At 49.2% G+C, this 25,691-nt stretch carries 22 protein-coding genes; all 22 read left to right on the top strand.

The genetic code is table 11. The features are described 5' to 3' along the window. Positions 1 to 218: 218 nt before the first annotated feature. Positions 219 to 1,655 carry an ABC transporter substrate-binding protein gene (locus H8S75_RS15745; RefSeq protein WP_187022442.1) on the top strand — a complete coding sequence of 479 codons (1,437 nt, stop codon included), beginning with the start codon at positions 219 to 221 and terminating at the stop codon, positions 1,653 to 1,655. A gap of 106 nt (positions 1,656 to 1,761) precedes the next feature. After that, entirely contained in the window at positions 1,762 to 2,631 is an 870-nt protein-coding gene (locus H8S75_RS15740; protein ID WP_002601214.1) for a carbohydrate ABC transporter permease, read from the top strand. A 9-nt stretch (positions 2,632 to 2,640) separates the two neighbouring features. Further along, entirely contained in the window at positions 2,641 to 3,483 is an 843-nt protein-coding gene (locus tag H8S75_RS15735; RefSeq protein WP_002601213.1) for a carbohydrate ABC transporter permease, read from the top strand. A 105-nt stretch (positions 3,484 to 3,588) separates the two neighbouring features. Further along, positions 3,589 to 5,823 carry an ADP-ribosylglycohydrolase family protein gene (locus tag H8S75_RS15730; protein ID WP_243270288.1) on the top strand — a complete coding sequence of 745 codons (2,235 nt, stop codon included), beginning with the start codon at positions 3,589 to 3,591 and terminating at the stop codon, positions 5,821 to 5,823. Between the two features lie 12 nt (positions 5,824 to 5,835). Continuing rightward, positions 5,836 to 7,944 (top strand): ADP-ribosylglycohydrolase family protein, encoded by a 2,109-nt coding sequence (locus H8S75_RS15725; RefSeq protein WP_187022440.1) that lies wholly within the window; start codon positions 5,836 to 5,838, stop codon positions 7,942 to 7,944. A gap of 203 nt (positions 7,945 to 8,147) precedes the next feature. After that, positions 8,148 to 9,116, top strand: a complete 969-nt coding sequence (locus H8S75_RS15720) for a carbohydrate kinase family protein (protein ID WP_187022439.1) — start codon at positions 8,148 to 8,150, stop codon at positions 9,114 to 9,116. Further along, positions 9,106 to 10,008 carry a nucleoside phosphorylase gene (locus H8S75_RS15715; protein WP_117634378.1) on the top strand — a complete coding sequence of 301 codons (903 nt, stop codon included), beginning with the start codon at positions 9,106 to 9,108 and terminating at the stop codon, positions 10,006 to 10,008. Before H8S75_RS15720 ends, H8S75_RS15715 begins: the two co-directional genes overlap by 11 nt. Position 10,009: 1 nt before the next feature. Continuing rightward, positions 10,010 to 11,152 (top strand): SIS domain-containing protein, encoded by a 1,143-nt coding sequence (locus tag H8S75_RS15710; protein WP_187022438.1) that lies wholly within the window; start codon positions 10,010 to 10,012, stop codon positions 11,150 to 11,152. Positions 11,153 to 11,166: 14 nt separating this feature from the next. Then, positions 11,167 to 11,574, top strand: a complete 408-nt coding sequence (locus H8S75_RS15705; RefSeq protein ID WP_187022437.1) for a secondary thiamine-phosphate synthase enzyme YjbQ — start codon at positions 11,167 to 11,169, stop codon at positions 11,572 to 11,574. Between the two features lie 63 nt (positions 11,575 to 11,637). After that, the gene (locus H8S75_RS15700; protein ID WP_187022436.1) at positions 11,638 to 12,591 is read left to right on the top strand and encodes a nucleoside hydrolase; all 954 of its coding nucleotides are present in this window, start codon (positions 11,638 to 11,640) and stop codon (positions 12,589 to 12,591) included. 15 nt (positions 12,592 to 12,606) lie between these two features. Beyond that, the gene (locus tag H8S75_RS15695) at positions 12,607 to 13,749 is read left to right on the top strand and encodes a nucleoside 2-deoxyribosyltransferase (RefSeq protein ID WP_187022435.1); all 1,143 of its coding nucleotides are present in this window, start codon (positions 12,607 to 12,609) and stop codon (positions 13,747 to 13,749) included. A 35-nt stretch (positions 13,750 to 13,784) separates the two neighbouring features. Further along, on the top strand, positions 13,785 to 14,660 hold the full coding sequence (locus H8S75_RS15690) for a ribokinase (protein ID WP_187022434.1): 876 nt from the start codon (positions 13,785 to 13,787) through the stop codon (positions 14,658 to 14,660). Positions 14,661 to 14,954: 294 nt separating this feature from the next. Further along, positions 14,955 to 16,247 (top strand): alkaline phosphatase family protein, encoded by a 1,293-nt coding sequence (locus H8S75_RS15685; RefSeq protein ID WP_187022433.1) that lies wholly within the window; start codon positions 14,955 to 14,957, stop codon positions 16,245 to 16,247. Positions 16,248 to 16,286: 39 nt separating this feature from the next. Further along, the gene (locus H8S75_RS15680) at positions 16,287 to 17,333 is read left to right on the top strand and encodes an ABC transporter ATP-binding protein (protein ID WP_187022432.1); all 1,047 of its coding nucleotides are present in this window, start codon (positions 16,287 to 16,289) and stop codon (positions 17,331 to 17,333) included. 5 nt (positions 17,334 to 17,338) lie between these two features. Beyond that, positions 17,339 to 18,229, top strand: coding sequence for a carbohydrate ABC transporter permease (locus tag H8S75_RS15675; RefSeq protein WP_187022431.1), 891 nt, complete (start codon positions 17,339 to 17,341; stop codon positions 18,227 to 18,229). A gap of 4 nt (positions 18,230 to 18,233) precedes the next feature. After that, positions 18,234 to 19,082: a carbohydrate ABC transporter permease gene (locus H8S75_RS15670; RefSeq protein WP_187022430.1), complete on the top strand. Its 849-nt coding sequence runs from the start codon at positions 18,234 to 18,236 to the stop codon at positions 19,080 to 19,082. A gap of 26 nt (positions 19,083 to 19,108) precedes the next feature. Beyond that, positions 19,109 to 20,458, top strand: a complete 1,350-nt coding sequence (locus tag H8S75_RS15665; protein WP_187022429.1) for an ABC transporter substrate-binding protein — start codon at positions 19,109 to 19,111, stop codon at positions 20,456 to 20,458. 54 nt (positions 20,459 to 20,512) lie between these two features. Beyond that, a complete protein-coding gene (locus H8S75_RS15660) occupies positions 20,513 to 21,325 on the top strand; it encodes an HAD family hydrolase (protein ID WP_187022428.1) in 813 nt (270 codons plus the stop codon). A gap of 106 nt (positions 21,326 to 21,431) precedes the next feature. Continuing rightward, a complete protein-coding gene (locus H8S75_RS15655) occupies positions 21,432 to 22,196 on the top strand; it encodes a GntR family transcriptional regulator (protein WP_187022427.1) in 765 nt (254 codons plus the stop codon). Between the two features lie 111 nt (positions 22,197 to 22,307). Further along, positions 22,308 to 23,162, top strand: a complete 855-nt coding sequence (locus H8S75_RS15650; RefSeq protein WP_187022426.1) for an HAD family hydrolase — start codon at positions 22,308 to 22,310, stop codon at positions 23,160 to 23,162. 118 nt (positions 23,163 to 23,280) lie between these two features. Continuing rightward, on the top strand, positions 23,281 to 24,015 hold the full coding sequence (deoD, locus tag H8S75_RS15645; RefSeq protein WP_187022425.1) for a purine-nucleoside phosphorylase: 735 nt from the start codon (positions 23,281 to 23,283) through the stop codon (positions 24,013 to 24,015). Between the two features lie 226 nt (positions 24,016 to 24,241). Then, positions 24,242 to 25,687 carry an ABC transporter substrate-binding protein gene (locus tag H8S75_RS15640; protein ID WP_187022424.1) on the top strand — a complete coding sequence of 482 codons (1,446 nt, stop codon included), beginning with the start codon at positions 24,242 to 24,244 and terminating at the stop codon, positions 25,685 to 25,687. Positions 25,688 to 25,691 lie beyond the last annotated feature (4 nt).

Raw genomic sequence — 25,691 nt, 5'->3', positions numbered from 1 at the left:
AAATTTGGATTATATGTACAAAAAATATATTAAAATAACTGATAAATAAGAATAAATCACCATTAAAATACAGAGGGAAAATGAAAATTCTGAATTCATTTTTCGTATTGACAAAAGTAGATAAAATGATATAATGAAATTACAGAAATATTTATCACAAATTTATCAAGTGCTCAAAGGTACCGTGAAAATTTCAGTGAAAAAGGAGAGAAAAGTAAATGAAAAAAAGAATTTTTGCAGCAGCTTTATCAGTTGCCATGGTTGGAACTCTTTTGTCAGGGTGCAGCATTTCCACAACCAGCACGCCGGAGAGCGATGCGGCAGGTACTACGGCAGCAGCGGGTAAGACGGCGGCGGCTGAGACGACAACAGCAAGCCAGGATTTAAAGGGGCGTGAAGAGATCACTTTGTGGTTCTGGGGCGCAGAGCCATACGCACAGGAAGCGATGCAGCGAATCCTGGCAGATAAGTATAACAGCTCTCAGGATAAGTATAAGCTGGCTATCGAATTCAGACCATCGGTTGATACGGATATGTCAACTGCACTGGCAGCAAATCAGGGACCCGATATCGTATATGGTTCCGGTCCATCTTTCGTTATGCCGCTTGTAGAGGCAGGAAAACTGGAGCCGCTGGATACCTATTCCGAACAGTACGGGTGGAGTGACCGGATCCTGAAGCCGTTCTATGAATCTGGAACCGTGAACGGAAAACTGTACAGTTTAATCAGCGGTGTCAGCACGATGGGAGTCTTTTATAATAAGAAGGTACTGGCTGATAACGGCTGGGAAGTTCCGAAGACGATCGAAGACATGGAGAAGATCATGGATGACGCCCTCGCAAAGGGATTGTATGCATCTGTTACGGGAAACAAGGGCTGGAAACCAGTGAATGAAAACTATGCTTCCGTATTTTTAACTCATGTAGCAGGACCGGAGACCATGTACAAATGTCTGACCGGAGAAGAAAAATGGAACAATCCGAATGTCACCGCAGCGATTGAAAAGTCAAAGGAATGGTGGGATAAAGGATATCTTGCAGGTGATGATTATGTAAACTTAAATTTCAGTGAATCGCTGCAGCTTTTATCTGATGAAAAAGCTCCGTTCTTTATTGGGCCGTCAATCGCATTCCAGTGGGCAGCGTCTTTCTTTACCGGAGATAAGACAGAAAATATTGCGTTTATCCCATTCCCTTCCACAGAGACGGTTCCCAATGAAACGTATACTCTGGGCGCTTCCTGTACCCTGTCCATTAATGCTAATGTAAGCCAGGAGCATAAGGACGAGGCGGCTAAGATTATTGATATGATGTTCCAGCCGGAATTCATGCAGGAGATGACAACCGCATGGCCGGGATACTGGGGAACTCCGCTGAAAGATTTAACCACCATTGACACCAGCAAAATGGGATATTTATCACAGTCCTTTGTTGACGTTGTAAAAAATATTTCAGCTGCCGTGGATAAAGGAAACTTTGGATATTATGACAATGTATTTTTCCCGGCTTCCACACAGCAGAGTATGGTGAACATTGAGGATGTCTGGTACGATACGGTACCGGTATCCGAATATTTGGATAAGGTAGACAAGGATTTTGCGGAAGCACTGGCTAAGGGCCTTGTACCTCCAATTCCGGAACCGGCAATGAACTGATATCAGTACAGCACAGGCAACTTAAAAAGGGAAGAAGGGAGATGGCCGGTATGCAGGAAGAAAACAGCATACCGGTCATTTTTCTCCAATGAAGAGGAGGTTTCCAATGAAGAGTAAAAAGATAAACTGGAATTATCTTTTGATTGCTCCGGCGCTGCTTATCAGCGTGTCCGTTATCCTGCTCCCGGGAATCATGACCATCGTCTATTCCTTTACGGATTATAACGGTATTTCGCAGAATTTTAATTTTATAGGGCTGCAGAATTTTAAAGAATTGTTTCACGACAGGATTTTCTTTTTGGCAATCCGCAACAACTTAATCTGGACCATTATGTTCATCACAATTCCGGTGTGTATCGGTATGCTGGCCGCGATGCTTCTCTTATCGAGATCGAAGACGAGAAGTATCTATCAGGTGGCCTTTTTAATTCCTTACGTTCTGGCTCCGGCGGTAAATGCCATGCTGTGGCTGAATGTGATTTTCAGCCCGGTTGTTGGTGTTGTTTCATTTTTAAAGAATTTTGGAATCGACTTAGGATCGCCTCTTGCCAGCATGAAAAGTGCGATATTTGCCTGTGCGGGCGTAGATATCTGGCATTACTGGAGTTATTTGACCGTTATTTATCTGGCGGCATTACGACAGACACCGACCGATCAGGTGGAGGCGGCCAGGATTGACGGCTGTAATGGCTGGCAGTTATTCCGCTACATTTATCTGCCGAATATTAAGTCCACGGTAAATCTGATGTTTGTCATGATAGTCATTGGTTCCTTCCTTGCATTTGATTACGTCAAGCTGCTGACCGGCGGAGGTCCGGCACATTCGACAGAGGTACTTGGTACATACGCCTACTCCTTTGCATTTAGTGAGATGAAGGTAGGCAAGGCGGCCGCGGTTGGTCTCTTTATGAGTTTTTTTGGGTTGATTGCTTCTCTGATTTATACGCGAATGAGCCGCAAAGAAAACATGGATTAGGAGGAGAATATGGGAGTTTCTTCGAAAAAGAAAAGAATATGGATCAATGTGCTGATTCATTTTGTATTGATTCTGCTTTTGCTTATCTGCCTGCTTCCGATTGCGCTGGTGGTCATCAACGCATTTAAGACAAATGCTGAAATCGTAAGGAATCCATTGTCGATTCCCAAAGTGCTTCATCTGGAGAATTTTATCCAGGCGTGGACGACAGGTAAATTTGCCCATGGGTTTATCAACAGTATCAAGCTGAGCGGCTGTACGATTCTCATCATTCTGGTCTGTTCCACTCTGGCGGGCTATGTGCTGTCGGGTTACCGGATCAAGGGGAGCGGCATCATACTCACCTACTTTATGATGGCGATGACTGTTCCGATTCAGTTGTTCTTATTCCCGCTGTATTATGCTTTTGCAAAGCTTAACCTGATTGGAAATATTCCGGCAACCAGTCTGATTCTGTCGGCTATGTTTATGCCGCTGTCGGTATTTCTGATGAGAACATTTTTCTTAAATGTGCCGAAGGAACTGGAGGACGCGGCCAGAATTGACGGGGCCAACACAGGACAGGTGATCTGGCACGTGATGCGTCCGGTGGTTTCGCCAGGGTTAATCACGGTTGGAATTCTGATCGGCCTTCAGTCCTGGAATGAATATCTTGTATCCAGTACCTTCTTACAGGGGGAAAAGAACTTTACTGCTACTTTAGGATTTCTGTCTATGAACGGAAGCTACGGATCCAACATGTCGATTCTGATGGCATCCTCGGTAATCCTGATCGCGCCGATCGTCGTCTTCTTCCTTTGCGCTCAGAGATACTTTGTAGACGGTATGGTGAGCGGAGCTGTGAAAGGCTAGGTGCTACCCGGCGTAAATACACCGGGAGGCACTAATACTGCCCTGCGGGCAGAAAGACAGAGAGAAAATTAAGGGCACTCTCAGATATAAATGGAGGAATTCAAAATGAAAAACATAGCTCGTTTCAAAAATGACATCTACGCCGGTGTATTGGGAAAGATCATCGGCGTTTACCTGGGACGTCCGGTAGAGGGCTGGACCTATGAGGCCATCCGGGACACCTTCGGTGAGATCAACTACTATAAAAATCACAGGACGGGCGCGCCGCTCATCGTTCCGGACGACGATATCTCGGGAACCTTCGCGTTCTTTAGGAGTCTGGAGGACAACAAGTTTGATCCGGATATCCGGTCGGAGCAGATCGGAGACAGCTGGTTAAATTATATTATTGAGAATGAGACCATCCTCTGGTGGGGCGGCCTCTCGAGAAGCACGGAGCACACCGCGTATCTGCGCCTTAAAAATGGAATCAGGGCTCCTAAGAGCGGTTCCATCGAGTTAAACGGTCGGAGCATGGCGGAACAGATCGGCTCGGAGATTTTTATCGACACATGGGCCATGGCAAATCCGGGCAATCCGGAGCGGGCGGCTAAGATGGCCAGGGAAGCGGCCGGCGTCAGCCACGACGGAATCGCCATCGACGCAGCGGTTTATCTGGCTGTTATGGAGTCGCTGGCCTTTGTGGAGAAGGATATCGACAGGCTGCTGGATGCGGGGCTTGCCTACATAGAAAATCCTGAATTTATCCGACTGGTCGGAGCGGTCAGGGAACAGTGTGCCAAGGCGTCTGACTGGAGGGAAGTGAGACAGTGGATCGCAGATCACCATGGATATGAGAAGTATCCCGGTAACTGTCCGATGGTGACAAACCATTTGACTCTTTTGATGGCATTTATCATGGGCGGCGATGATTTTAACAAAGCGTGTATGATCGCCTGCAGTTCCGGCTGGGATACGGACTGTAATTCCGGCAATGTCGGCTGTCTGGATGGAATCCGGCTGGGCCTCGAAGGTTTTCGCACGAGCACGGATTTGAGAAAGGCTGTGGCGGACCGGTTGTATGTGGTCACCAGCGATGGAGGTTCCTGCATTTCAGATGCGGTGCAGGAGACCAGGAAAATCTTAAAGGCGGCCTGCCGTCTGGAATATGAGCCGGTTGATTTCCCGGAGGAGCGTCTGGCCTTCGAATATCCGGGCGCCGTTCAGGGGATTGTTCCTTACGATAAGAATACGGAAGAACAGGTACTGTGCGGAATCGATAATCTGGTGGAAAGTCCCCGGCACTGCGATCCGCAGAATGGTAATGAGGAGACGAAAGAGTATGGATGCCGCCTTTCTTACCGCGGCTTAGGGCCTGGGGTGCATGCGACCGCCTGTATCGATACTTTTATAGACCTTCAGCCGAAGGGAAAGGAAGGGACCAGCTACTTTGACGTGCTCTGTTCCCCATCTCTGTACAGCGGCCAGGAAGTGAAGGCCGTTATAGCGGCGGAAGCGGTAAGCCCTGCCTTTACCTTTTTCATCGAGTATTTTAATGAGAAAGATGAGCTGGAGACCTTATCCAGCAGCGCCTTCCAGCTTAACGACGGAGATAATCAGATAAAATGGCGGATTCCCGATGTGGGCGGCCACGCCATCTACCGGCTGGGGATGTCCTTAAGAAGCGGTGCGCGCGGAGAACGGCCTGGAAGTCCGATGGAAGGGATGAGCGGCGCGGCAGGCGGTTCCCGTCTGGATGGTTCCGTGATTATCAAATCTCTCGACTGGTCGGGGGCGCCGGAGTGCTACCGCATGGGAAGATCCATGGAAATGACGCCGACCCTGACTCCGTGGACGACGACCACATCATGGCTGAAGACATTTGTCTCATCTGCGGATCATTTCTGCCCGGATTATACAACGACATTTTCCATCTCCCATGCGGCGCCTAACGGTGTTGTGACGACGGGTACCATGGACTGGGATAACTATTCTGTGAAATCGGTGATTACATTTTCCCAGCAGGATGCGGCAGGGCTTGTGGCCCGGGCAAAGGGACACAGAAGGTATTACGGGGCAGTGCTGAAGGATAAAAAGGCTGTGATCTACAAGCAGTGCGATGCAAAACGCACCGTAGTGGCGGAAGCTGCCTTTGATTTTGAAATTGACGATACCCGGGAGCTTGCCTTTACTCTGGATGGCCCGCGGCTGTCTCTGGCAGTGGATGGGAAAACAGCGGTGAGCGGACAGGATGAGAGTTACCTGTGCGGCGGAGCGGGCTTTGTAGTGGATTCCGGAGCGATCCTGGCGGATGGCTTTGAGGTCAAACGCATCTGCTCCCGCAGGAATAAGAAGGATTGAGAGGAAAAAAGCGTGAGTGTATTAAAATATAGAGAACAGATTTATGCGGGCGTGCTGGGGAAGATTATCGGTGTCTATTTAGGCCGCCCTGTGGAAGGCTGGAGTTACGATAAGATCAGGGAAACCTTTGATGAGGTGAAATACTATGTTCATGAGAAGGTGGGAGTTCCATTAATTGTGGCGGATGACGACATATCCGGAACGTTCGCATTTTTCAGGGCTTTGGAGGACAATGGATATGACAGGGAACTGCCGGCTAAGGCGTTTGGGGACACGTGGCTGAACTATATCATTGAGAATCGGACGATTCTATGGTGGGGCGGCCTGGGGCGGTCAACCGAGCATACGGCTTATTTGAATCTGAAGAACGGCATGGAGGCGCCGGAGAGCGGAGCGATCAGGACCAATGGAACCACGCTGGCAGAGCAGATCGGAGCACAGATTTTCATCGACGCGATCGCCATGGCCTGCCCCGATGATCCGGATCTGGCGGTAAGTCTGGTGAGAAAAGCGGCCAGCGTCAGCCATGACGGCATTGCAGTCGAAGCGGCCTGCCATTTAGCGGCGCTGGAAGCGATGGCGTTTACGGAAAAAGACGTGAACGTGCTTCTGGACCGGGCGGGGGCCTATGTGCAGAATCAGGTTTTAAAGGATATGATCGGTGATGTCCGGGATATCTGCGGCAGAGAAACTGACTGGAGAAAGGTTCGTGATTACCTGGATCCGAAATACGGCTATGAAGTATTTCCGGGCTGCTGTCACATGATTCCCAACCACGCCATGGTGATCGCGGCCATTCTGCTGGGCGGAGACGATTTCCAGAAATCCATCTCCATCGCCTCCTCGGCTGCCTGGGATACGGACTGCAACGCGGGCAATGTGGGCGCGTTCAACGGAATCCGGCTGGGGCTTGATGGAATCAATGCGGGAGCGGACTTCCGGACGCCGGTGGCCGATTTGATGTATGTCGTTACCTCGGATGGCGGGTCTGTTGTCTCTGATGCGGTGATAGAGAGCAAAAAAGTGCTTCAGGCTGCGGCCGCACTGCACGGGGAATCGGTTTCCGTATCGGACAAACGGTACACCTTCGAATACCCCGGTTCTCTTCAGGGCTTTGCAGTATGTGACTACGACCACGGCAGTCAGGCGTGCATTGAGCTTTCCAATTATAATGAAATATCGGAGGAGAACGGCCTGCTGATCCGCTGCCGCCACGTGGCGGACGGAGTGACCGCAGACGTTTCCACACAGACATTTATCGATTTCTCAAAGCTGGCACAGAATTTCTCTACCGTGGCGTCTCCGACGCTTTACTCCTCTCAGAAGGTGGTGACGGAGGCGGGCTTGGCTGGTTCTCCCCGCACCGGTTCACAGGAGGCAGTGACTCTGCGTCCGTATATTCTCTATTACGATATTGAAAATCAGGTCAGAGTCATGTACGGAGATGCGGTTCTGCTGGATGAAACGAAAAAGACATTTGAGTGGACCGTACCGGATACGAAGGGCATGTCCATCTTTAAACTGGGTTATGAGATTGCTGGCGGGAAACGTTTTGACGGTGATGCGGTGATCTACAGCATCGACTGGAAGGGAGCGCCCACGGACTTCGCACAGAGAGGCATGCTGATGACCTCCATCTGGAATACGAATCCGCTTTGGCTGGCCGGCTTTGCCAGCTCCGCGGTTCAGTTTGCGGCAGATTTCAAACATACCTACTGTGTATCCAATGTGGAAGCAGATGGTCTGGTGACGATCGGCAGCAGGGAATGGGAAGATTATACCGTGTCATCGACAGTCTTCTACAGCCTTCATGAGGCCGGAGGCCTGGTGGTGAGGAGCAGAGGCCATAAGCGGTACTATGGAGCTGCGCTCATGGATTACAGCCGCGCCGTGGTATATGTACAGAAGGACCGGGAACGGGTGATTTTGGCGGAGGTACCCTACTCCTATCAGGAGGATGTGGGATATACGCTTACCTTTGCGGCCCATCAGGAGAAACTGGAATTCTCAGTGAACGGGGAGAAGCTGATCGAGGTGGCGGATGCCGCTTACTCGGGCGGCGGAGCCGGATTTACAATATCAAAAGGAACTATGACGTGTGACAGCTTTATTGTTTCATAGGATGGTTCGTCCTATGAAACAATAACCCTCCGGGGGGATGCGCACTCCGCGCTTAGGGAATATGGCCGCTGAAGCGACCGCGGGGTCTGACCCAACGGAGTGCGGCCCCGCACGAAGTGAGGTCACTCCGGCGCGCGAGTCCGGCGAACCGGACTCTTTGTTTTTCATAAGAAATCGGCTGCATTACAAATAGGAGACAGAACATGGATTATATCATAGCATCGACAGTTGTTACGGATGAGATAAGATTTGCTGATAAAAAGACAGTGGAAAAGAAGGCGGGCGGAGCCGGGATCTATGCGCTGTGCGGAATCCGGCTCTGGTGCGACAGCGTTATGCCTGTGACGGGCGTGGGAAAAGACTATGAAGAAATGTTTGGAGAATGGTATCAGAAGAATCATATTTCCATGAATGGCCTGATCCAAAAAGACGAGAAGACACCTTACAACGTAATCCAGTATTTTGAGGACGGAGAGCGGAGTGAGACGGCCCTGTACGGGGCGGACCATTACCGGAAGATCGAGGTGACGCCAAAAGAGCTGGAGCCATATTTTGAGACGGCAAAGGGGATCTATATTTTTAAAAATACCTCCCCGGAGTTCTGGAACGGGATTCTTCCCATGATGGAAAGCAGTTTTCAGACACGCTCCCGGGCGGCCGCCGTCATGTGGGAGATTGCCAGCGATTCCACCTGCCCGGAATGCCTGGAAGAGGTGAGACGGATCGCCGGAAATGTAGATATCTTTTCGATTAATTTAACAGAGGCCCGGAATTTATTCGGTACAGAGTCTTTGGACGAGATAATTGGGAAATTCAGGGGCTGGATGGGCGGTCCCACTCCTTTTGCCGGACAGAATCATTTGAAGCTGATTTTTCTGCGCAGAGGTTCTAAGGGGGCGGTGATGATTACGCCGGAAGAGGTGGTATACGTGCCCACGGTGGATCACGTAAATGTGGTGGATCCCACAGGCGGCGGCAACAGTTCATCGGGGGCGGTGCTTTACGGGTGGTGCAGCGGCCATACCCCGGAGGAGTGCGGCCTGATGGGAAGTATATCGGCCGCCATGTGTCTGGAACAGTACGGCGTTCCGGACGAGATTGGAATGGAGAAGCGGGAGGCCGCAGAGAGACTTTTAGCAGCAATGAAAGGAAATAACCCGAATGAAAAGTGAGGAAATCAGAAAGAAACCGTCCATCAGACGGATACATGAGCAGTATGAATACTATAAAAATGTGCCGGAGCGCGGGCTCATGATCAAAGGACGTCCGGCGCTTACCCAGATTGACCACGAGAAGGTGGGGGATTTTGTCCTGATTACGGTGAGGGATCCCCTGTGCGCCTACGATGTGGACCCGGCGAAGAAGATTGCGGACAGACTGGAGAATGCGGAGCTGATCGGCAATTCCGGGATGTTTACCTCTTATACGGGAACGTATAAAGGGGCGAAAATCACCGTGGTCAGCGGCGGCAGCGGATCGCCGGAAATGGAACTGATTCTATATGATTTTATGGAATATACGGACGCGGGAACGTTTCTGCGGGTCGGCGGTTCGGGCGGAATCGGCGATGAGGTGAAGCCGGGAGATGTGGTGATCGCCAGCGGTGTGGTCAGGGAAGAGGCCATGACGAAAGCGTACATACCGGCAGGTTATCCGGCGGTCAGCCACTATGAGGTGGTAGGCGCCATGGTGGAAGCCGCCAAAACGCTGGGAGCGCCATACCATGTGGGAGTGACCCTGTCCGTGGACAGCGATTTTGTGGGCGGCGGCAGACCGGGGGTCGGCGGATACTTACAGCCGTGGAATATTGAAATAGCCGGAATCTACAACCGGGCCGGCGTGCTGAACGGCGACCGGGAATCTGCGGCGATCGTGACACTGTCCGCGCTGTTTGGACGCAGGGGCGGTTCCATCTGTTCCGTTGCGGATAATCTTTGCACCGGAGAGAAGTTTGAAGCGGGCGGCGGCCATGAGTTTGCGATTGATATCGCACTGGAGGGCTGTGCGGTTTTAAACCGGTTAGATCAGGAAAAGAACGAGAAAAAGGCAGAGGAGAAGCAGTGATATGAGTGAAACGTTGACGAAAGAGTACGACAACCCCATGTGCAGACAGGCGATGAGCCTCCCGGAGCTGATCCGGAGCCAGTATGAGGATCTGGAAGTAAAGACCAGAAAAGTCCTTTCTTTTCAGGAAATATTTAATATTCAGCGTGTGGTGCTGACGGGATGCGGTGATTCCTATGCGGCCTGTATGGCGACGAAGCATGTGTTTGAGATGCTGACAGGTATTCAGGCTGAGGTGGTGACAGCTATCGATTTTGGGCGGTATTACAGTGAATGCCACATGGGTGTGGACTGCCAGAATCCCCTCGTAATCGCGGTCAGCAATTCAGGCCGGATTGCCCGGATCTCGGAGGCGGTACAGCGTGCAAAATTCCATGACTGCTTCGTCCTTGGAATCACAGGAAATTTGACTTCCCCACTGGCTCAGAATTCGGATAAGGTGCTGAAGCTGGATATTCCGCCCTTTGAGAGCGCGCCGGGAACGAGAAGCTATATGGTCAGCGTAATGGCGCTCCTTCTGCTGGCTGTCCGTATCGGTGAGGTACGGGGCATGTACACCATGGATCAGGCCATGGACTACCGCTATGATATGAAAAATCAGGGAGATTTGCTGGAAGCTCTTCTGCCGCAGATGGCGGAAACGTGTGCGAAGATGGCGGAAGAATGGAAGGATTTCCCCTGCTTTGACTTTGTAGGAGCGGGCTTCGACTACGCGGCGGCATGGTTTGGCCAGGCGAAGATGCTGGAGGCCACAGGAAAATATTCCATGCATATCAACTCGGAGGAATGGTTCCATCTGAACTGTTTCGCTAAGGATCCGGAACACATCGGCACCGTGGTGGTGTCCAATACCACGAATCCGGGACTCAGCAGGACAAAGGACGTAATTCGTTACGGAAAGAAGCTGGGACGGCCGATGTTAGTCATCACCGATGGAGATGGAGCAGAAGGCGTATCCTGTGTAACCGTGCCGTCTCCCAAATATCCGGTCAATATGCCGGTGACCCAGTTCGTCCCGATATCTCTTCTCGCCGGTTACCTCTCCGCCATGTTGGGAGAGCAGTATGGGCGCGGATGTGAGGGACCATGGAGCTTCTGCGAAAATGGCTTCTGTGTCCAGAATAATGAGATCGTTTTGAAATAGCGGAGGATGGAAAAATGCTGAAAAACTTTAAAATAAAGACGAGATACAATGAGGTTTACGATATCACGGAACACGTGAAGAAGGCGGTGGAGGAAAGCGGAGTAAAAGAGGGCACCTGCCTCGTTTATAATCCTCATTCCACAGCGGGTCTGGCGGTATTTTCTCCATGGGACCCGAACGGGTTCCTGGATCTGGACGAGGAGATTCGCAGGCTGGTGCCGACCCGGATCGATTTCAAACACCAGCACGACACCCCGCAGGATGCGGCGGGCCATGTAAAGTCGGCACTTCTCGGCATTTCCGGGAATTTTATCGTGCATGAGGGAAAGCTGCTGGCCGGCGGTTCCCAGGGCATCTATTTCCTGGAATTCGACGGACCGAGAAACCGGGAATTCTTTGTAAAGATTCAGGCGGATGCGTAGAAACGCTCTCGGAACTGGAAGAAGTTCGCAGGAGTACTCAGATTGAGAAAAGAGGAGAATAGAATGGATAAAAAGAAAATAATCCTGGACTGTGATCCGGGTATGGACGACTCCATGGCCATTATCATGGCCTGTAAATCAGACGCTTTGGAGGTAAAGGCGATTACAGCGGTAAATGGAAACTACCGCGTCGATGTAACCAGTAAAAATGCGCTGAAGGTGCTGGAGCTGATCGGAAGAACGGATATCCCGGTTGGTAAGGGAATGCCGGAGCCGATGGTGAGAAAGTGCCCGAAGGACCCATTTACCCATGGGAAAGACGGTCAGGCGGAAAATAATCTTCCCGATCCGGTGACACCGCTGAGTGATAAGAACGCGGTGGAATTGATCATAGACACGGTTAAGGCAAATCCGGGAGAAATTTACATCCTCTGCACCGGTCCCATGAGCAATGTGGCCATGGCCATGAAAAAGGCGCCTGAGATCAAGGAGATGATCGCCGGGATCTATGCGATATCCGGAGCGTTCGGGCTGAACCGTTACGCATATACCAATGCTACAGGCGATACGCCGCAGAGCGAATGGAATGTGTATGTGGATCCGGAGGCGGCCGATATTGTATACAATTCCGGTGTGAAGCTGGTGGCGCTGGGCCTCGATGTGGCGACTCATTTCGATGTGAATTTGACGGATGAAGATATCCGTATGCTGGAGGAGAGCGACAAGCCGGAGGCAAAGTTCTTCTTGCAGGCCGTTCATTTTGTAAATGAAAGAGGCTTTGAGGCGTACTGTGCGGTAATCGACTGTATGGCGGTTGGATACGCCATCGATGCTACCCTGGTAAAAACCATTTCCGGCCATGTGGGTATTGAGACGAAGAGTGATTTGACGCTGGGAATGACGGTTCTGGACCGTAGACACCATTTCGTATGGGAATCGCTGCCGGTTGTGGAAATCGGAGAGAGCGCCGATTACGAGAGATTCTTAAAGCTTCTCATGAAGCTTGTGCTGGCTTAAGCGGGAGGTTTGCGTATGTTTGAAAAAGAAAAGATCTATATAGCGGGACCCGAGTGTTTCTATAAGGGCGGCCCGGACATTTTAAATGCAATGAGACGGAGGGCGGAGAGCCTGGGCTTCGGTGTTACGCTTCCCAACGAGCATCCTCTGGATATGGGAAATCCGGATCTTCAGAAGCGGGCAGACAGCATTTTCGAGGATCTGAAAATGATCATGAAGGAGACTACGGTCATCATCGCTGACTTAGAGGCTTACCGCGGCTCCGAGGCGGACAGCGGAACAATCTATGAGATCGGAATGGCGTATGCGGATGGGTTAAAATGCTACGGCTACACGAGAGATAAACGTCCGCTGGCATGGAAAGATCAGAAGTATGTGATGAAGGATGGCGTTGTCTACGATGAAAAGGGAAAAAAAGCGCCTTACAAGGAGCTGCCATTTTCACCGGCCGTGGTAGGTTCGACGAAGATCGTGGAAGGCGATTTTGACGACTGTCTTGCCATGCTGATGACGGATTTAGAGGAGGAGTGGAAGGCTGAGGGAAGAACGGGCGGAATGGCCGCAGCGCGGGATGGAAAAGCGTTTGGGGCGGCGAATGAGGCACAAGGCCGGGCGAATGAGACACATGATCCGGCTGACGTTCCGGCGAAGCCGAGAATCTACTTATCTGATGTGATCCGGTATGAGGAAGATGCGGAGGAAATTTATGGCCGCATGAAAGAACTCTGCGCTTCTTATGGTCTGGAGGCTGTCACTCCCTGCGACTGGGCGGAAGGATTTCCGGAGACGAAAGGCTTCAATCCCTATGTGAGAGCGGCAGCCCTGACGGAGAATTACTGCCGGCTGGTGAGAAGCTGTGATGCAGTAATTGCCGATCTGAGTGATTACCGCGGTTATGAGTGCTCCAACGATGTAGGATTCGAATGCGGTATGGGGTTTGAGATGGGAAAAAAGCTGTTCGCCTATATGAAAGACGCAAGACCGTGCATTGAGAAAATCCCACATCTGGGCGAGGCCGCAGAGTTCCGCGATATGACAGGCAGCAATGTGGAGAATTTCAATTATCCGGCCAATTTAATGTTCGGAAGCTCCATGAAGATTTATGAGGGGAGCTTTGAACAGGTGATTGAGAGGGTGGCGAAGGAACTGAACGGGTGAGATTATGGGAGAAATAGGAAAGGAAGTTTCAGAACATGGCTCGGATTTTAAATTATGGATCGCTGAATATTGATCATGTATACTCGGTTCCGCACATTGTCAAACCGGGAGAAACCATTTCCGCCGTGGGATTTAAGGATTTCCCGGGCGGAAAAGGTTTAAACCAGTCGGTGGCGATGGCGAGAGCAGGAGCCATGGTCTTTCATGCCGGTAAAATTGGAAATGACGGCGAATTCTTAAAAAAGATTCTGGTGGCTGACGGTGTGGACTGTACATGGCTGAAAAACAGCGGGGGACCGGGCGGGAGCGCCATCATACAGAAGGATGCAGACGGCCAGAATGCGATCATCTGTTACGCCGGAAGCAACGGAGAGATCAGTCCGGCGGAGATCGACGAGGTCCTGGCCCATTTCCAGGAAGGGGACATTCTCGTATCCCAGAATGAGATCAGCAATGTTCCATATCTGATTGAAATGGCGGGAAAACGGGGAATGCGGATCGCCTTTAATCCGTCGCCGATCGATGATACCGTGCTGCGCATGGACTTGTCTAGAGTTTCCTGGCTTATTATCAATGAGACGGAGGGCTGCGGCCTGACCGGAGAAGAGGAACCGGAGAAGATTGTGAAAAATCTGATTACCCGGTACCCCGGGATGGCCGTAATTCTGACACTGGGAGAAGATGGCTCCATGTATTGCCGGGGGGACGTGATCCTGCGGCAGGAAGCCTACAGCTACGGGGTGAAGGATACGACTGCGGCCGGCGATACGTTTCTGGGGTATTTCCTGGGAACGTATGAACTGGAAGGCGATGTGAAGGCGGCGCTCGATATGGCAGCCCGTGCGGCCGGTATCGCGGTTTCGAGAGAAGGGGCGGTGCCGTCGATTCCGGGGGTGGAGGAAGTCAGGTAGAGATAACGGCGGGAGGAATCACCCTTTCTCCTGCCTGTTACGACAGTTTCAAGCGGTGGTATTTGAAAAAAATGTTTGTGATAAATGTGGTGAGAAAATTTTTGAAAAAGCTATTGAAATATGAAAGTAAATTCGTTATAATATAAATGTATTAAAGATAATACATTGGAACAAGAGAGAACAAAAAACGAAAACGAAAACAAAAACGAAATACAGAAGCACTTCAATTTTTTTTACCATCAAATGTATTAAAGCTAATACATTAATAACTATAGCTAAAAGGAGAGGAAAGCTTTGGCAAAGAAAATGGTAATAGTATCTGTGGACGCATTGGTTGGCAAAGATTTAAAACTTGCATCCACACTTCCGGGATTTAAGAAAATTATGGATGGCGGAGCGAGAGTGGAGCAGGTTATGAGTGTCTATCCGACACTGACTTATCCTATCCATGTAGTTCAGATGACAGGAAGAAATATGATGAATCATGGAATTTACAACAATGAGCGTGTCATGCCGGGGCGTCTTTCGCCGGACTGGTTCTGGCAGATCTGGGACTGCAAGGTTCCGACCATATTTGACGCAGCTCACCGGAAAGGACTGACAACTCATGCCGCGATGTGGCCGGTGACGGCACAGGCGGATATTGATTGGCTTCTGCCGGAAGTATGGGATTTACAGAAATGGGAGGATCCTGCAATTATATATAAGAAGAACTGTTCTCCGCAGCTGTTTGACAAGTATTTTGAAAAACACCGGTTTAAACTCGGCTGGCATCCGAAGCCGGAGCTGGATGAATTTGGGGTATCGGTCGCAGAAGATGTGATTCGGAACGAAAAGCCTGATTTAGCCATGATTCATGTGTCGGCAGTGGATATTGCACGCCATGGTAACGGTATGTTTGGACCAGCCATCGACGATGCGATCCGGAAAGTGGACAGCTGGCTCTGCAGATTGGAGCAGGCGGTTTCAGAAAGCGGCAGGTTAGACGAAACCAATTTTATCATTGTTAGTGACCATGGACATTTAAAGGTGGATAAGCAGGTGAATTTAAATGTACTTTTTAAAGAGGAGGGACTGATTCAGACAGACGATCACGGTGAGCTTGTAAGTTATCAGGCATACTGCCATTCTTCCGGGCTTTCGGCTCAGATTCTGCTGGCAGATGCGGCCGATACAGAGGTTCGTAAAAAAGTGGAAGCCGTCCTGGAATATGCAAAAGACACAGAAGCATTTGGGATTAAGGCGATTTATACGAGGCACGAAGCCGAGGAAAAATTCCAGCTGTCAGGTCCCTTTGAGTATGTGATTGAAGGCGTGGGCGGCGTTGCATTTGCAGCAAAATGGGATAGCAGGGTTGTGATCAACGAGGAAGATCCTGATTACGATTACGTGAAGACCTCTCATGGACATCGGCCTCATTTGGGCCCGCAGCCGGTCATGCTGGCGAAAGGCCCGGATTTTAAGAAGAACGTCACAATCCGGGAGTGCAGTATTCTGGATGAAGTGCCGACATTTGCAGCAGTTCTGGGAGTGGAGATGGAAGGTCTGGAAGGCAGATGCTTGCATGAATTGTTAGTACGCCCTTGATACGGTATACTAACCTGGCCGAGAGGAGGGGGACTTTAAGTGGCTGAGATTATACTAAAGGATATCTGTAAAAGCTTTGGGGAGACCGAGGTGGTGAAACACGTAGATCTGACGATCGAGGATGGGGCATTTTCGGTAATTGTAGGGCCTTCCGGTTGCGGGAAGTCTACAATTCTCCGGATGATTGCCGGGCTGGAACAGCCGACTTCAGGAGAAATATGGATTTCGGGGAAATGTGTTAATTATGTTCCGCCGGGAAAACGGGATATCGCCATGGTTTTCCAGAATTATGCGATCTATCCGACAATGAGCGTGAGAGATAATATTGAATTTGGACTTAAGAACCGAAGGGTTCCGAAAGAAGAACGCGACACCCTGATCGGGGATGTCAGCGAAATTGTGGGGCTGACAGAATACCTGGGCAGAAAGCCGAGCGAGCTCTCGGGCGGTCAGCGCCAGAGGGTTGCTCTGGCGAGGGCTATGGTGAAAAAGCCCAGTGTATTCCTCATGGACGAACCACTATCCAATTTAGACGCGAAACTGCGGGGGCAGATGAGAAGTGAGCTGATTCAGCTTCATGACAGACTGGGAACGACTTTTATTTACGTGACTCATGACCAGGTAGAGGCGATGAGCATGGGCAATAAAATTGTTATTATGAATCAGGGAGAGATTATGCAGGTAGGAAAGCCGATGACGGTATACCACTGCCCTGAAAATATATTCTCCGCTCAGTTTATTGGAACCCCGCCCATGAATATACTGGCTGCAGAGGGGCTTCATGATGCGGTATGTTGTCCGCCGGGCTGCCGGTATGTAGGCTTCCGACCGGAGCGGATCAGCCTTGACAGGGAATGCAGCGAGGCTCTGGTCCTTCCGGCTGTCGTACAGACGAGAGAGCTTCTGGGAGCGGAAGCGGTCTATACCTTTGAATCAGAGGCGGGAAAGATTCAGATGAAGAATTATTCAGATTATTTACCCGAGCCGGGAGAAAAGGTGAATCTGATAATAGAGCGAAAACATCTCTTTTTCTTTGATGACAGTGGAAAAACGTTTGGTATGGACTGCGGGAAAAGAGAGGGGTAGAGAATATGAGAAATAAGAAACAGACCTCGTTCCGTGATGGGATCCGGCCTTACATAATGGTTCTGCCGTCGATTGCAGTTTTTCTGTGCTGTTATATTTATCCCATTTTCTATATGATTTACTTAAGCCTTTTTAAATGGGATTTCATAAGTCCAACCAAGGATTTTGTCGGCCTGAAGAACTTTATCACTCTGTTTTCCAAGGCGGAATTCCGCCAGGTGCTGTCCAATACGCTGATCTATACGTTCTGTTCCGTTGGAATAGCGATCGTCCTTGCACTTGTGCTGGCGGTTTGGTTAAACCATCCGGGAAAAATGTTCGCATTTGTACAGGGAGCAATTTTCAGCCCCCACATTATTTCTCTCGTATCCGTATCCTTTATCTGGATGTGGATGATGGAACCGTCCTATGGGTTGTTAAACTGGCTGCTGGGACTGTTTGGTGTCAAACCCTCCATGTGGCTGCAGCGGCCGGATACGGCGCTGATGTCTTTGGTGCTGGTATCTGTCTGGAAGCTGATTGGATACGATACTCTGATCCTGATATCTGCGCTGCAGAGTATTCCGAAGTCGATTTACGAAGCAGCGCTTCTCGATAAGGCGCCCGGAATCGTCACCTTTTTTAAGATCATACTTCCCATGATTTCGCCTAACCTGTTTTTTTTGGTGGTAATGAATACCCTTACCTCATTCCAGGCGTTTGAAACCGTGTCCATCATGACCGAGGGCGGGCCTATGAATTCCACCAACACACTGGTTTACTATATCTACCAGAATGGCTTCCGCTTTTATAAAATGGGATACGCCTCTGCGGCGGGAGTGGTGCTGCTGGTGCTGGTCGGAATTATGACGATTATTTATTTTAATTTACTGGGAAGAAAAGTACATTATCAATAGGGGGGTGAAACGATTGCAACTGACATACCGACTGAAAAAAATAGTATTGACGGTCGTGCAGTATATCGGATTTGCCATACTGCTGGTACTGTTTATTATTCCATTTGTCTGGATGGTATCCACGTCAGTCAAGTCCATCGGGGAAACGCTGACAAATCCGCCGATTTTTATTCCGTCTGATTTTCATTTTGAGAACTATGTAAAGGCATGGAAATCGGGGCCGTTTCTGCATTTCTTTTTAAACAGTGCCATTATCACATTTTCCAGCATGATCCTGCAGCTGTTGTTTGTTGTTCCGGCCGCTTATGCATTTGCCCGGTGCAAATTCCGGGGGAAGACGATCCTGTTTGGGATTACGATGATGACGCTCATGATACCGGGACAGTTGATCTTTATGCCGCTGTTTTTGATCTTTTCCAAGATGGGACTGATCAATTCCTACGCCAGCATGATTCTTCCGTTTTCTACCAGTGCGTTTGGGATATTTATGCTGCGGCAGAGTTTTATGCAGATTCCGGAAGAGCTTTTAGAGGCGGCCAGGCTGGATCAAGCCAGCGAGTGGCAGATCATACGGCACATTATGGTTCCAATGGCGAGGCCAACTATCGTCACGCTGATGCTTCTGACGTTTATCAGCCGCTGGAACGATTATTTCTGGCCGCTTGTTATGACAACCAATGATAAGGTCCGCACGCTTTCCATCGGTGTTTCCATGCTGAAAAATACAGAAGGCGGCGCTTCCTGGAACGTTTTAATGGCAGGCAATGTGATTTTAGTTCTGCCGATTCTGATAGTCTTTGTTTGTGCCCAGCGCCAGATCATACGGGCGTTTACCTATACAGGAGAAAAGTAAACAAGAGAGAAAAGGAGAGGTTGAAGATGAAGAAAACATTAGCTATGATGTCAGTTTTGCTGCTTGCCGGCACCCTTTTAAGCGGATGCGGAAAGAAGGCTGTTGAAGAGACGGCGGCGGGGCCTGCCGATACCCAGGGAACCACACAGGCAGAGACAACGGCAACGGTAGCTGCAGCCGACACTGGAGGAGAAAAAGTAAAAATCGAGTTCTGGTACGCCTGGGGAGACAAGATCGGAGAGACAAATGAGGAGCTGGCCAGACGGTTTAACGAGTCCCAGGATAAGATTGAGGTGGTGGCATCCTATCAGGGCAGCTATGACGATGTGCAGTCCAAGACACAGGCTGCTTTTGCAGCGGGTGAAGCACCAGCCATTACGATGAACGAAACGGCTTCGGTCGGTACGTTCGCCCGGTCGGGAATATCAAGGGACTTAACGGATATTATCGCCAGGGACGGGTATGATCTGAACAATTTTAATACAGGCCTGATGACGAATTCCTATGTGGACGGAAAGCTTTACGCACTTCCGTATATGCGCAGTACGCCTCTGATGTTCGTAAATACGGATATGCTGGAAGCCGCAGGACTCGATCCAAAGGGACCGGAAAACTGGGATGAGCTTACACATTATGCGGAAGTGATGGCGGCGCAGGGGAAAGACGCCCTGTGTTTCCCGATCGTAAATGAATGGTATTTTGAGGCATTTTTAGGACAGGCTGGCGGAACCATTTTTAACAAAGAAGAAAATGGTTTTGACTTTAACAATGAAGCCGGTGAATCCGTATTAAATTATTGGAGAGATCTGCAGAAAACAGGCGGAGTCAATATTCTTTTCGGAAGCGATTCCAGCAATATGTCGAAGGCAGAATTTGCATCTCAGAACTGCGCTATGCTTTTCGCTTCAGTAGCGGATATCAATTACTTTCTGGATGTGGCAAAGGACAACGGATTTAACTGCGCGACTGCATTTTTGCCGGGAAATAAGACGTTTGCGATTCCAACAGGAGGCGCTAATCTAATTATTACCTCTAATAAGAGCGAAGAGGAGACCAATGCGGCATGGGAATTCATGAAATGGGTGCTGGAGGATGAGCAGACGATTTATGCGTCACAGAATACCGGATACGTCCCGGTGACAAACAGTGCCGTGGAGAGTGATGCCATGAAGGCCTTCTATGCGGAAAAGCCGCAGTTTAAGGTAGCAGTGGATCAGCTGCAGTACATTCTGGCCAGACCGATTTCAAAACAGGGGCCGGAAGTGCATAAGGCCATTAAAGACATGGTAACGGAGTTCCTCATGGACGAGAATGTCTCTGCCAAAGAGGTTCTGGATAAGACTGAAAAGCAGTGTCTGGAAATTTTAAATGAGTGATAATAAAATATGGCTGCCGTAAAGATGCGGCAGCCAGCAGAGGCAGGAGAATTTATGGGGGTAAAATTAATTGTGTGCGACGTGGATGGCACATTGATTGATCATTCGGAAACCGTGATCCCGGAGCTGATTCAGATTGTGGATCAGTGCAGAAATGAACACATTTATTTTTCTCTCGCTTCCGGAAGAACGAAGGAATTAATTGAGGATATCCGGCTGAAGCTGCATGTCACGGAACCGTATATTGCAGCAAACGGGGCGTGCGTGTTTGTAGATGACACCTGTGTCCTGATGAAAGGCTTCTGCGCAGAACCGATCAGGGACATCATAAACGACGCAAATCAGGCGGGGCTTACGGTAACCTGTTCCGATGCATACCAGGAGCGCGCCCTGAGTGTTACCGATTATGTAATGGAACATCGGAAAATGGGAAACCGGTTTAAGCAGCTGCTGGATTTTCATACGGTGGACTGGAAAGAGCAAAAATTTGTTAAAATTATGTTTATGGATGAACACAGGACAGGAAAAATAGAAAGGATCAGAATGGCTTTAAAGCCATATTCCTCCCAATACTGGATCACGACGTACTCCGATGTAGCGGTTGAGCTGGGACCGGTACAGTGCAATAAAGCGACGGGAGTCCGGGAACTGGCGGGACTTATGGGAATTGGTATGGAAGAGGTGATGGCCTGCGGGGACTTCACGAATGATCTGGAAATGATCCGGGAAGCAGGAATCGGAGTTGCTGTGGCTAATGCCAATGAAATCCTGAAAAGCTCGGCGGACTATGTTGCCACCTCCGCCTGTGCCTGTGGGGTGATTGAGGCGGTGAAAAAGTTCTGCCTGGCGGGCAATGGAGTTCCATAATCTGGGAAATTATGATATACTGAAAAGTGCTTGAAAACTGCTTTCTGCCGTCCGGGAGCACTTGGCGAAGCGTTTAACTAAAATGATCAGAAGAGGAATGAAACAAATGGGGAACAGCAATGGTATCATGAATGAATCACCGATTCCACTCTACTACCAGATCTATGTCGATCTGAAGAACAAGCTGTTGATTAACAAGCTTGTAGATGAAAACGGAAAACTTCCGGCGGAAAAGGAACTGGCAGAATCGTATAAAGTGAGCCGGGTTACCATGCGGCAGGCCATTGCGGAGCTGGAAAAGGACGGTCTGATCGTCCGCTACAGAGGCCGCGGATCTTTCTTAAAATCGCAGCCGAACCCGATTCTTCATAAGCTGGGACTGCCGGGGCAGGCGGGCAGAGTGCGGATTGATAAGAGCCCAGAGATTGTGGAACTGAGCCATTTTGACACGACGTATGAGTACATTGGCCGTGCTTTAAACTATGAAGGAGATATCTTCTTTATTAAGCGTATTTTTCGCGTCGATGGCAATCCGGTTGCAATCAACCGAATCTGGATTCCAGCGGTCTTCACCCCGGAACTGGATAAAAAAGGCTTATGTGTGGAAGGTTCTCTCTCGAAGACCTTGAAGGAAGTATACCATTTAAAGATAGACCGCAGAGAAAATGTCATCGAGGCTGTAAGGCCCTCGGTATCCGACGTAGAGCTGCTGAAGATCACGTATGACACACTGATTCTCCAGATCACGAGCAAATCCTTTTTAAAAGACAATGTTCCGTATGAGTATTCCGTTACCTCCTGGATCGGCGATGCCATCAGGCTGGAGGTCGATGTGGAAGACATAGAGCACGGTATTACATTTCTGAAATAAGAAACCCGGCAGAAGCGTATTCTGCCGGGCTTTTTTACTAAGAGGAAGGCAGTAAGGATAAAAAATTTTACAGGTGCTGCAGGCATCTGCTAAAGCAGGAGGTTTTTAACTATGGAACGAATTCCAGTACAATTGGTGGTGTGCGATATCGACGACACCTTGATTCATAAAGATGACCATTTAAAGGAGGAGACAATCCAGGTAATTCAGGAACTGAAAAGGCGGGGAATCCAGTTTACCCTGGCGACAGGGAGAATGCCTTACCGCGCGGAATCCTATGCGAGAGATGCAGAACTTACAATACCGTATGTTGCGAATAATGGCAGCATTTTATATGACCGTGGGAGAATGATCTGGTGCAGGATGCTGTATGCGAAAATAATACAGGAGATCACACAGCGATACATGGAAATGTATCCTCAGTTTACGGTCATATTCAGTTTTACAGACCGGGAATGCCCTCTGGTAAGAACGGAGTGGATCAGGAAGCGTCTCGGTAAATATAAGGGATATGATGAGACACTGGGCAATACGCCGGAGGTTTGGAATCAGGCGGTGCACAAAATCTATGTTCTGGACGATGCGAGGTCCGGAATCATCGGAGCATTTGCCAGGGAGCTGGAACGCTGCGCAAATGAGATCAGCTTTTTTCAGTATGGAGAGTTTTCCATAGAGATAGTGGCCGGCGGCTGTTCCAAGGCATCTGGTCTTACAAGACTTTTAGAGTTTCTTTCCCTGCCGTCTGACTGCGTCATGGCGGTGGGAGATCACACGAACGACATTGAAGTGATCAAAAAGGCCGGGATTGGTGTGGCTGTGGCAAACGCCAATCCGCAGCTGAAAGCAGTGGCGGATTATATCACGGAAGGAGAACGGGACCAGGGGGTGAAGGAGGCGGTTGAAAAGTTTGTGTTTGGAGACAGGCTGGGGACTGATAAAATAATTTATCAGGCAGAAATATATTGAAAAATAACTAGATATAAATTATAATTAATTTATAGGTAAAAATAAGATAAATAATAGTGAACGTTGGTAATATAATTTAACTGTCCTATTATGTAATGAAAAACAGGAGGTAGAAACAATGTCAACACCACATAACCAGGCCTGCAAAGGCGATATAGCTAAAAATGTATTAATGCCCGGAGATCCGTTGAGAGCGAAGTTTATCGCAGAGAATTTCCTGGAGAAGCCCCGCCTTGTGAATGAAGTGCGTGCCGCATATGCGTATACGGGAATGTACAGGGGAAAAGAAGTGAGCGTGATGGCGAGCGGTATGGGGATGCCCTCCATGGGAATTTACTCATACGAGCTGTTCAGTATTTATGACGTGGATAATATTATAAGGATCGGTTCTTCCGGCGCCTATGTAACAGACTTAAATCTCTATGATGTAGTGTTGGCTGAGAGTGCTTGGAGCGAATCAAGCTTTGCCAGAACACAGAATGGCTCTTCTGATGACATTTTATATCCAAGCAGAGAATTAAATGACCGGATTCTGGAGACGGCTGAGAAATTGGGTTATCTGCTTACTCCCACACGCGTTCACTCCAGTGATGTCTTTTACTGTGAAGCGAACATGGACGATTACAGAGAAATTAACAGAAAACACCAGTGCACCTGTGTCGATATGGAAAGCTTTGCACTCTTCCATAACGCTAAGGTACTGAATAAAAATGCAGCCTGCCTTCTGACAATTTCCGATTCCTTCCCTACAGGGGAAAAGGCCTCCGCAAAGGAGCGCCAGGAGTCATTTACCACAATGATGAAAATTGCGCTGGAAGCCTGTACAACCATCATAAAGATACATACAAAATAGAATAGAAATGCCTCCCTTCCGACAAAACCAGTAATCAAAGGTTCTTGCCGAAAGGGAGGCATTTTTATTGCATTTCACCTCTCCGTAAGCGGAGCTTTAAATATAGATAAATATGAGATAAATAGTTAAAGAAAATCAAGAAAATACTGGACAACAAAAGGTGGAAAGGTGTATAATAAGGAAAATTGCTAAAGCGCTTTAGCTAAATAAAAAAGGAGGTATTTTTATGAAGAGGAACGGGTTTTATTCAGCAGTGCTTGCTGCTGTCATGGCTGGAGTGATGATAGCGGGCTGTTCTTCCGGAACGGGGAAGGGAGCTGCAGAGACTCAGGCACCAGCAGGGGCACGGACACAGACAGAGACTGCGGGGGAGCAGAAGGAGGCCGATCCGGCACAGGAGAAAGAATTGATTATGTGGCACAACAGGGGAGGCTCTAATGGAAAGTTTATTGAAGAGCAGTTGATTCCGGAGTTTAACGACACTGTCGGTAAATTGGCTGGGGTGAAGGTGGTGCCGGTTTATCAGGATGAAGATATTGTGAGTAAGCTAAAAGCGCTGATCCTGGCAAATGATGTGGCGAATATGCCCGATCTTGTCACTATTTATGCCGGCGATGTGGAGTACATGAGCACGGTAAAGAATGTCGTCCCTCTGGATTCGTTCCTTGAGGCGGACGCGGATTTTAAGAAGGAGGACATGGTACAGTCTCTGTGGGATACATATAATTTCAGGGGAAAACAGTACAGTATCCCATTTACAGGTGATGCTATGATCTTCTATTATAATAAGACGGCATTTGAGAAGGCGGGACTCGATCCGGAAAATCCGCCGAAGACCATTGCAGAGATGGCGGACTGCGCAGAAAAACTGCTGATTAAAGATGGTGATACGGTGAAGCAGTACGGAATCACCCTTGGCCTTCAGAATGTATACCTAAACAACTGGATCGGCGGCCAGGGTGATTACCATTTCATCGGCAACAACGAAGGCGGCAGGACAGGGCGCATGACGAAGGTGACCTTTGATGAGGATGGAACCATGCTGACTCTCCTGAATGAGTGGCAGAAGGTTCTCGATACGGGGGCTGTACAGAGTGTTGATGTGGACGATCAGCCAAAGGATGAGTTTTGTTCAGGCTTAAGCGCCATGTTTTGCGGTGGAAACTGGGCTATGACCTCAATCATTGAAGCGGCCAAAGAAAATGGATTCGAGCTGGGCATTTCGGAGCTTCCCAGGGTTCTGGATACGGATAAAGGCGGAGTATGTCCGGGTGGTACATCCCTCTATATTCTGAACAGAGGTAATTCAGATGTAGTGAGTACCGGATGGGAATTTATGAAGTACTGGTCCTCGGCGGAGACGCAGACAAAGCTGTGTATCGCAACCGGCTATATACCGACCAATGGAAAGACCATGGAAACAGAAGAGATGAAAGCATTTTTGAAAGACAATCCCAGCTACCGTGTGGCATTTGATTCCCTGATGAAGTCCAACCCGAAAGTTCAGGAGCATCTGGCACCGACTCAGCAGGAGTTCCAGCTGATTTTCAGAGATACTTCTTTGAGATGGGCCAAGGGAGAGATTACGGCCCAGGAATGTGTGGACAGCATGGCGGAGCAGTGCAACAGAGCGCTGGATGAATATAATGAGGCGAATCCGGTCGAAGAGTAAGATA

It is taken from the genome of Hungatella hominis (assembly GCF_014288005.1).
Classification (GTDB): Bacteria; Bacillota; Clostridia; order Lachnospirales; family Lachnospiraceae; genus Hungatella; species Hungatella effluvii.
Note: the sequence above shows the minus strand (reverse complement) of the source record. Positions and strands in the feature narration are given on the sequence as shown.

Bases quoted from the DNA above. Each gene is read 5' to 3' on its own strand.
- H8S75_RS15745 (WP_187022442.1), top strand. From the start codon at position 219: ATGAAAAAAAGAATTTTTGCAGCAGCTTTATCAGTTGCCATGGTTGGA.
- H8S75_RS15740 (WP_002601214.1), top strand. From the start codon at position 1,762: ATGAAGAGTAAAAAGATAAACTGGAATTATCTTTTGATTGCTCCGGCG.
- H8S75_RS15735 (WP_002601213.1), top strand. From the start codon at position 2,641: ATGGGAGTTTCTTCGAAAAAGAAAAGAATATGGATCAATGTGCTGATT.
- H8S75_RS15730 (WP_243270288.1), top strand. From the start codon at position 3,589: ATGAAAAACATAGCTCGTTTCAAAAATGACATCTACGCCGGTGTATTG.
- H8S75_RS15720 (WP_187022439.1), top strand. From the start codon at position 8,148: ATGGATTATATCATAGCATCGACAGTTGTTACGGATGAGATAAGATTT.
- H8S75_RS15715 (WP_117634378.1), top strand. From the start codon at position 9,106: ATGAAAAGTGAGGAAATCAGAAAGAAACCGTCCATCAGACGGATACAT.
- H8S75_RS15710 (WP_187022438.1), top strand. From the start codon at position 10,010: ATGAGTGAAACGTTGACGAAAGAGTACGACAACCCCATGTGCAGACAG.
- H8S75_RS15705 (WP_187022437.1), top strand. From the start codon at position 11,167: ATGCTGAAAAACTTTAAAATAAAGACGAGATACAATGAGGTTTACGAT.
- H8S75_RS15700 (WP_187022436.1), top strand. From the start codon at position 11,638: ATGGATAAAAAGAAAATAATCCTGGACTGTGATCCGGGTATGGACGAC.
- H8S75_RS15695 (WP_187022435.1), top strand. From the start codon at position 12,607: ATGTTTGAAAAAGAAAAGATCTATATAGCGGGACCCGAGTGTTTCTAT.
- H8S75_RS15690 (WP_187022434.1), top strand. From the start codon at position 13,785: ATGGCTCGGATTTTAAATTATGGATCGCTGAATATTGATCATGTATAC.
- H8S75_RS15675 (WP_187022431.1), top strand. From the start codon at position 17,339: ATGAGAAATAAGAAACAGACCTCGTTCCGTGATGGGATCCGGCCTTAC.
- H8S75_RS15665 (WP_187022429.1), top strand. From the start codon at position 19,109: ATGAAGAAAACATTAGCTATGATGTCAGTTTTGCTGCTTGCCGGCACC.
- H8S75_RS15660 (WP_187022428.1), top strand. From the start codon at position 20,513: ATGGGGGTAAAATTAATTGTGTGCGACGTGGATGGCACATTGATTGAT.
- H8S75_RS15655 (WP_187022427.1), top strand. From the start codon at position 21,432: ATGGGGAACAGCAATGGTATCATGAATGAATCACCGATTCCACTCTAC.
- H8S75_RS15650 (WP_187022426.1), top strand. From the start codon at position 22,308: ATGGAACGAATTCCAGTACAATTGGTGGTGTGCGATATCGACGACACC.
- deoD (WP_187022425.1), top strand. From the start codon at position 23,281: ATGTCAACACCACATAACCAGGCCTGCAAAGGCGATATAGCTAAAAAT.
- H8S75_RS15640 (WP_187022424.1), top strand. From the start codon at position 24,242: ATGAAGAGGAACGGGTTTTATTCAGCAGTGCTTGCTGCTGTCATGGCT.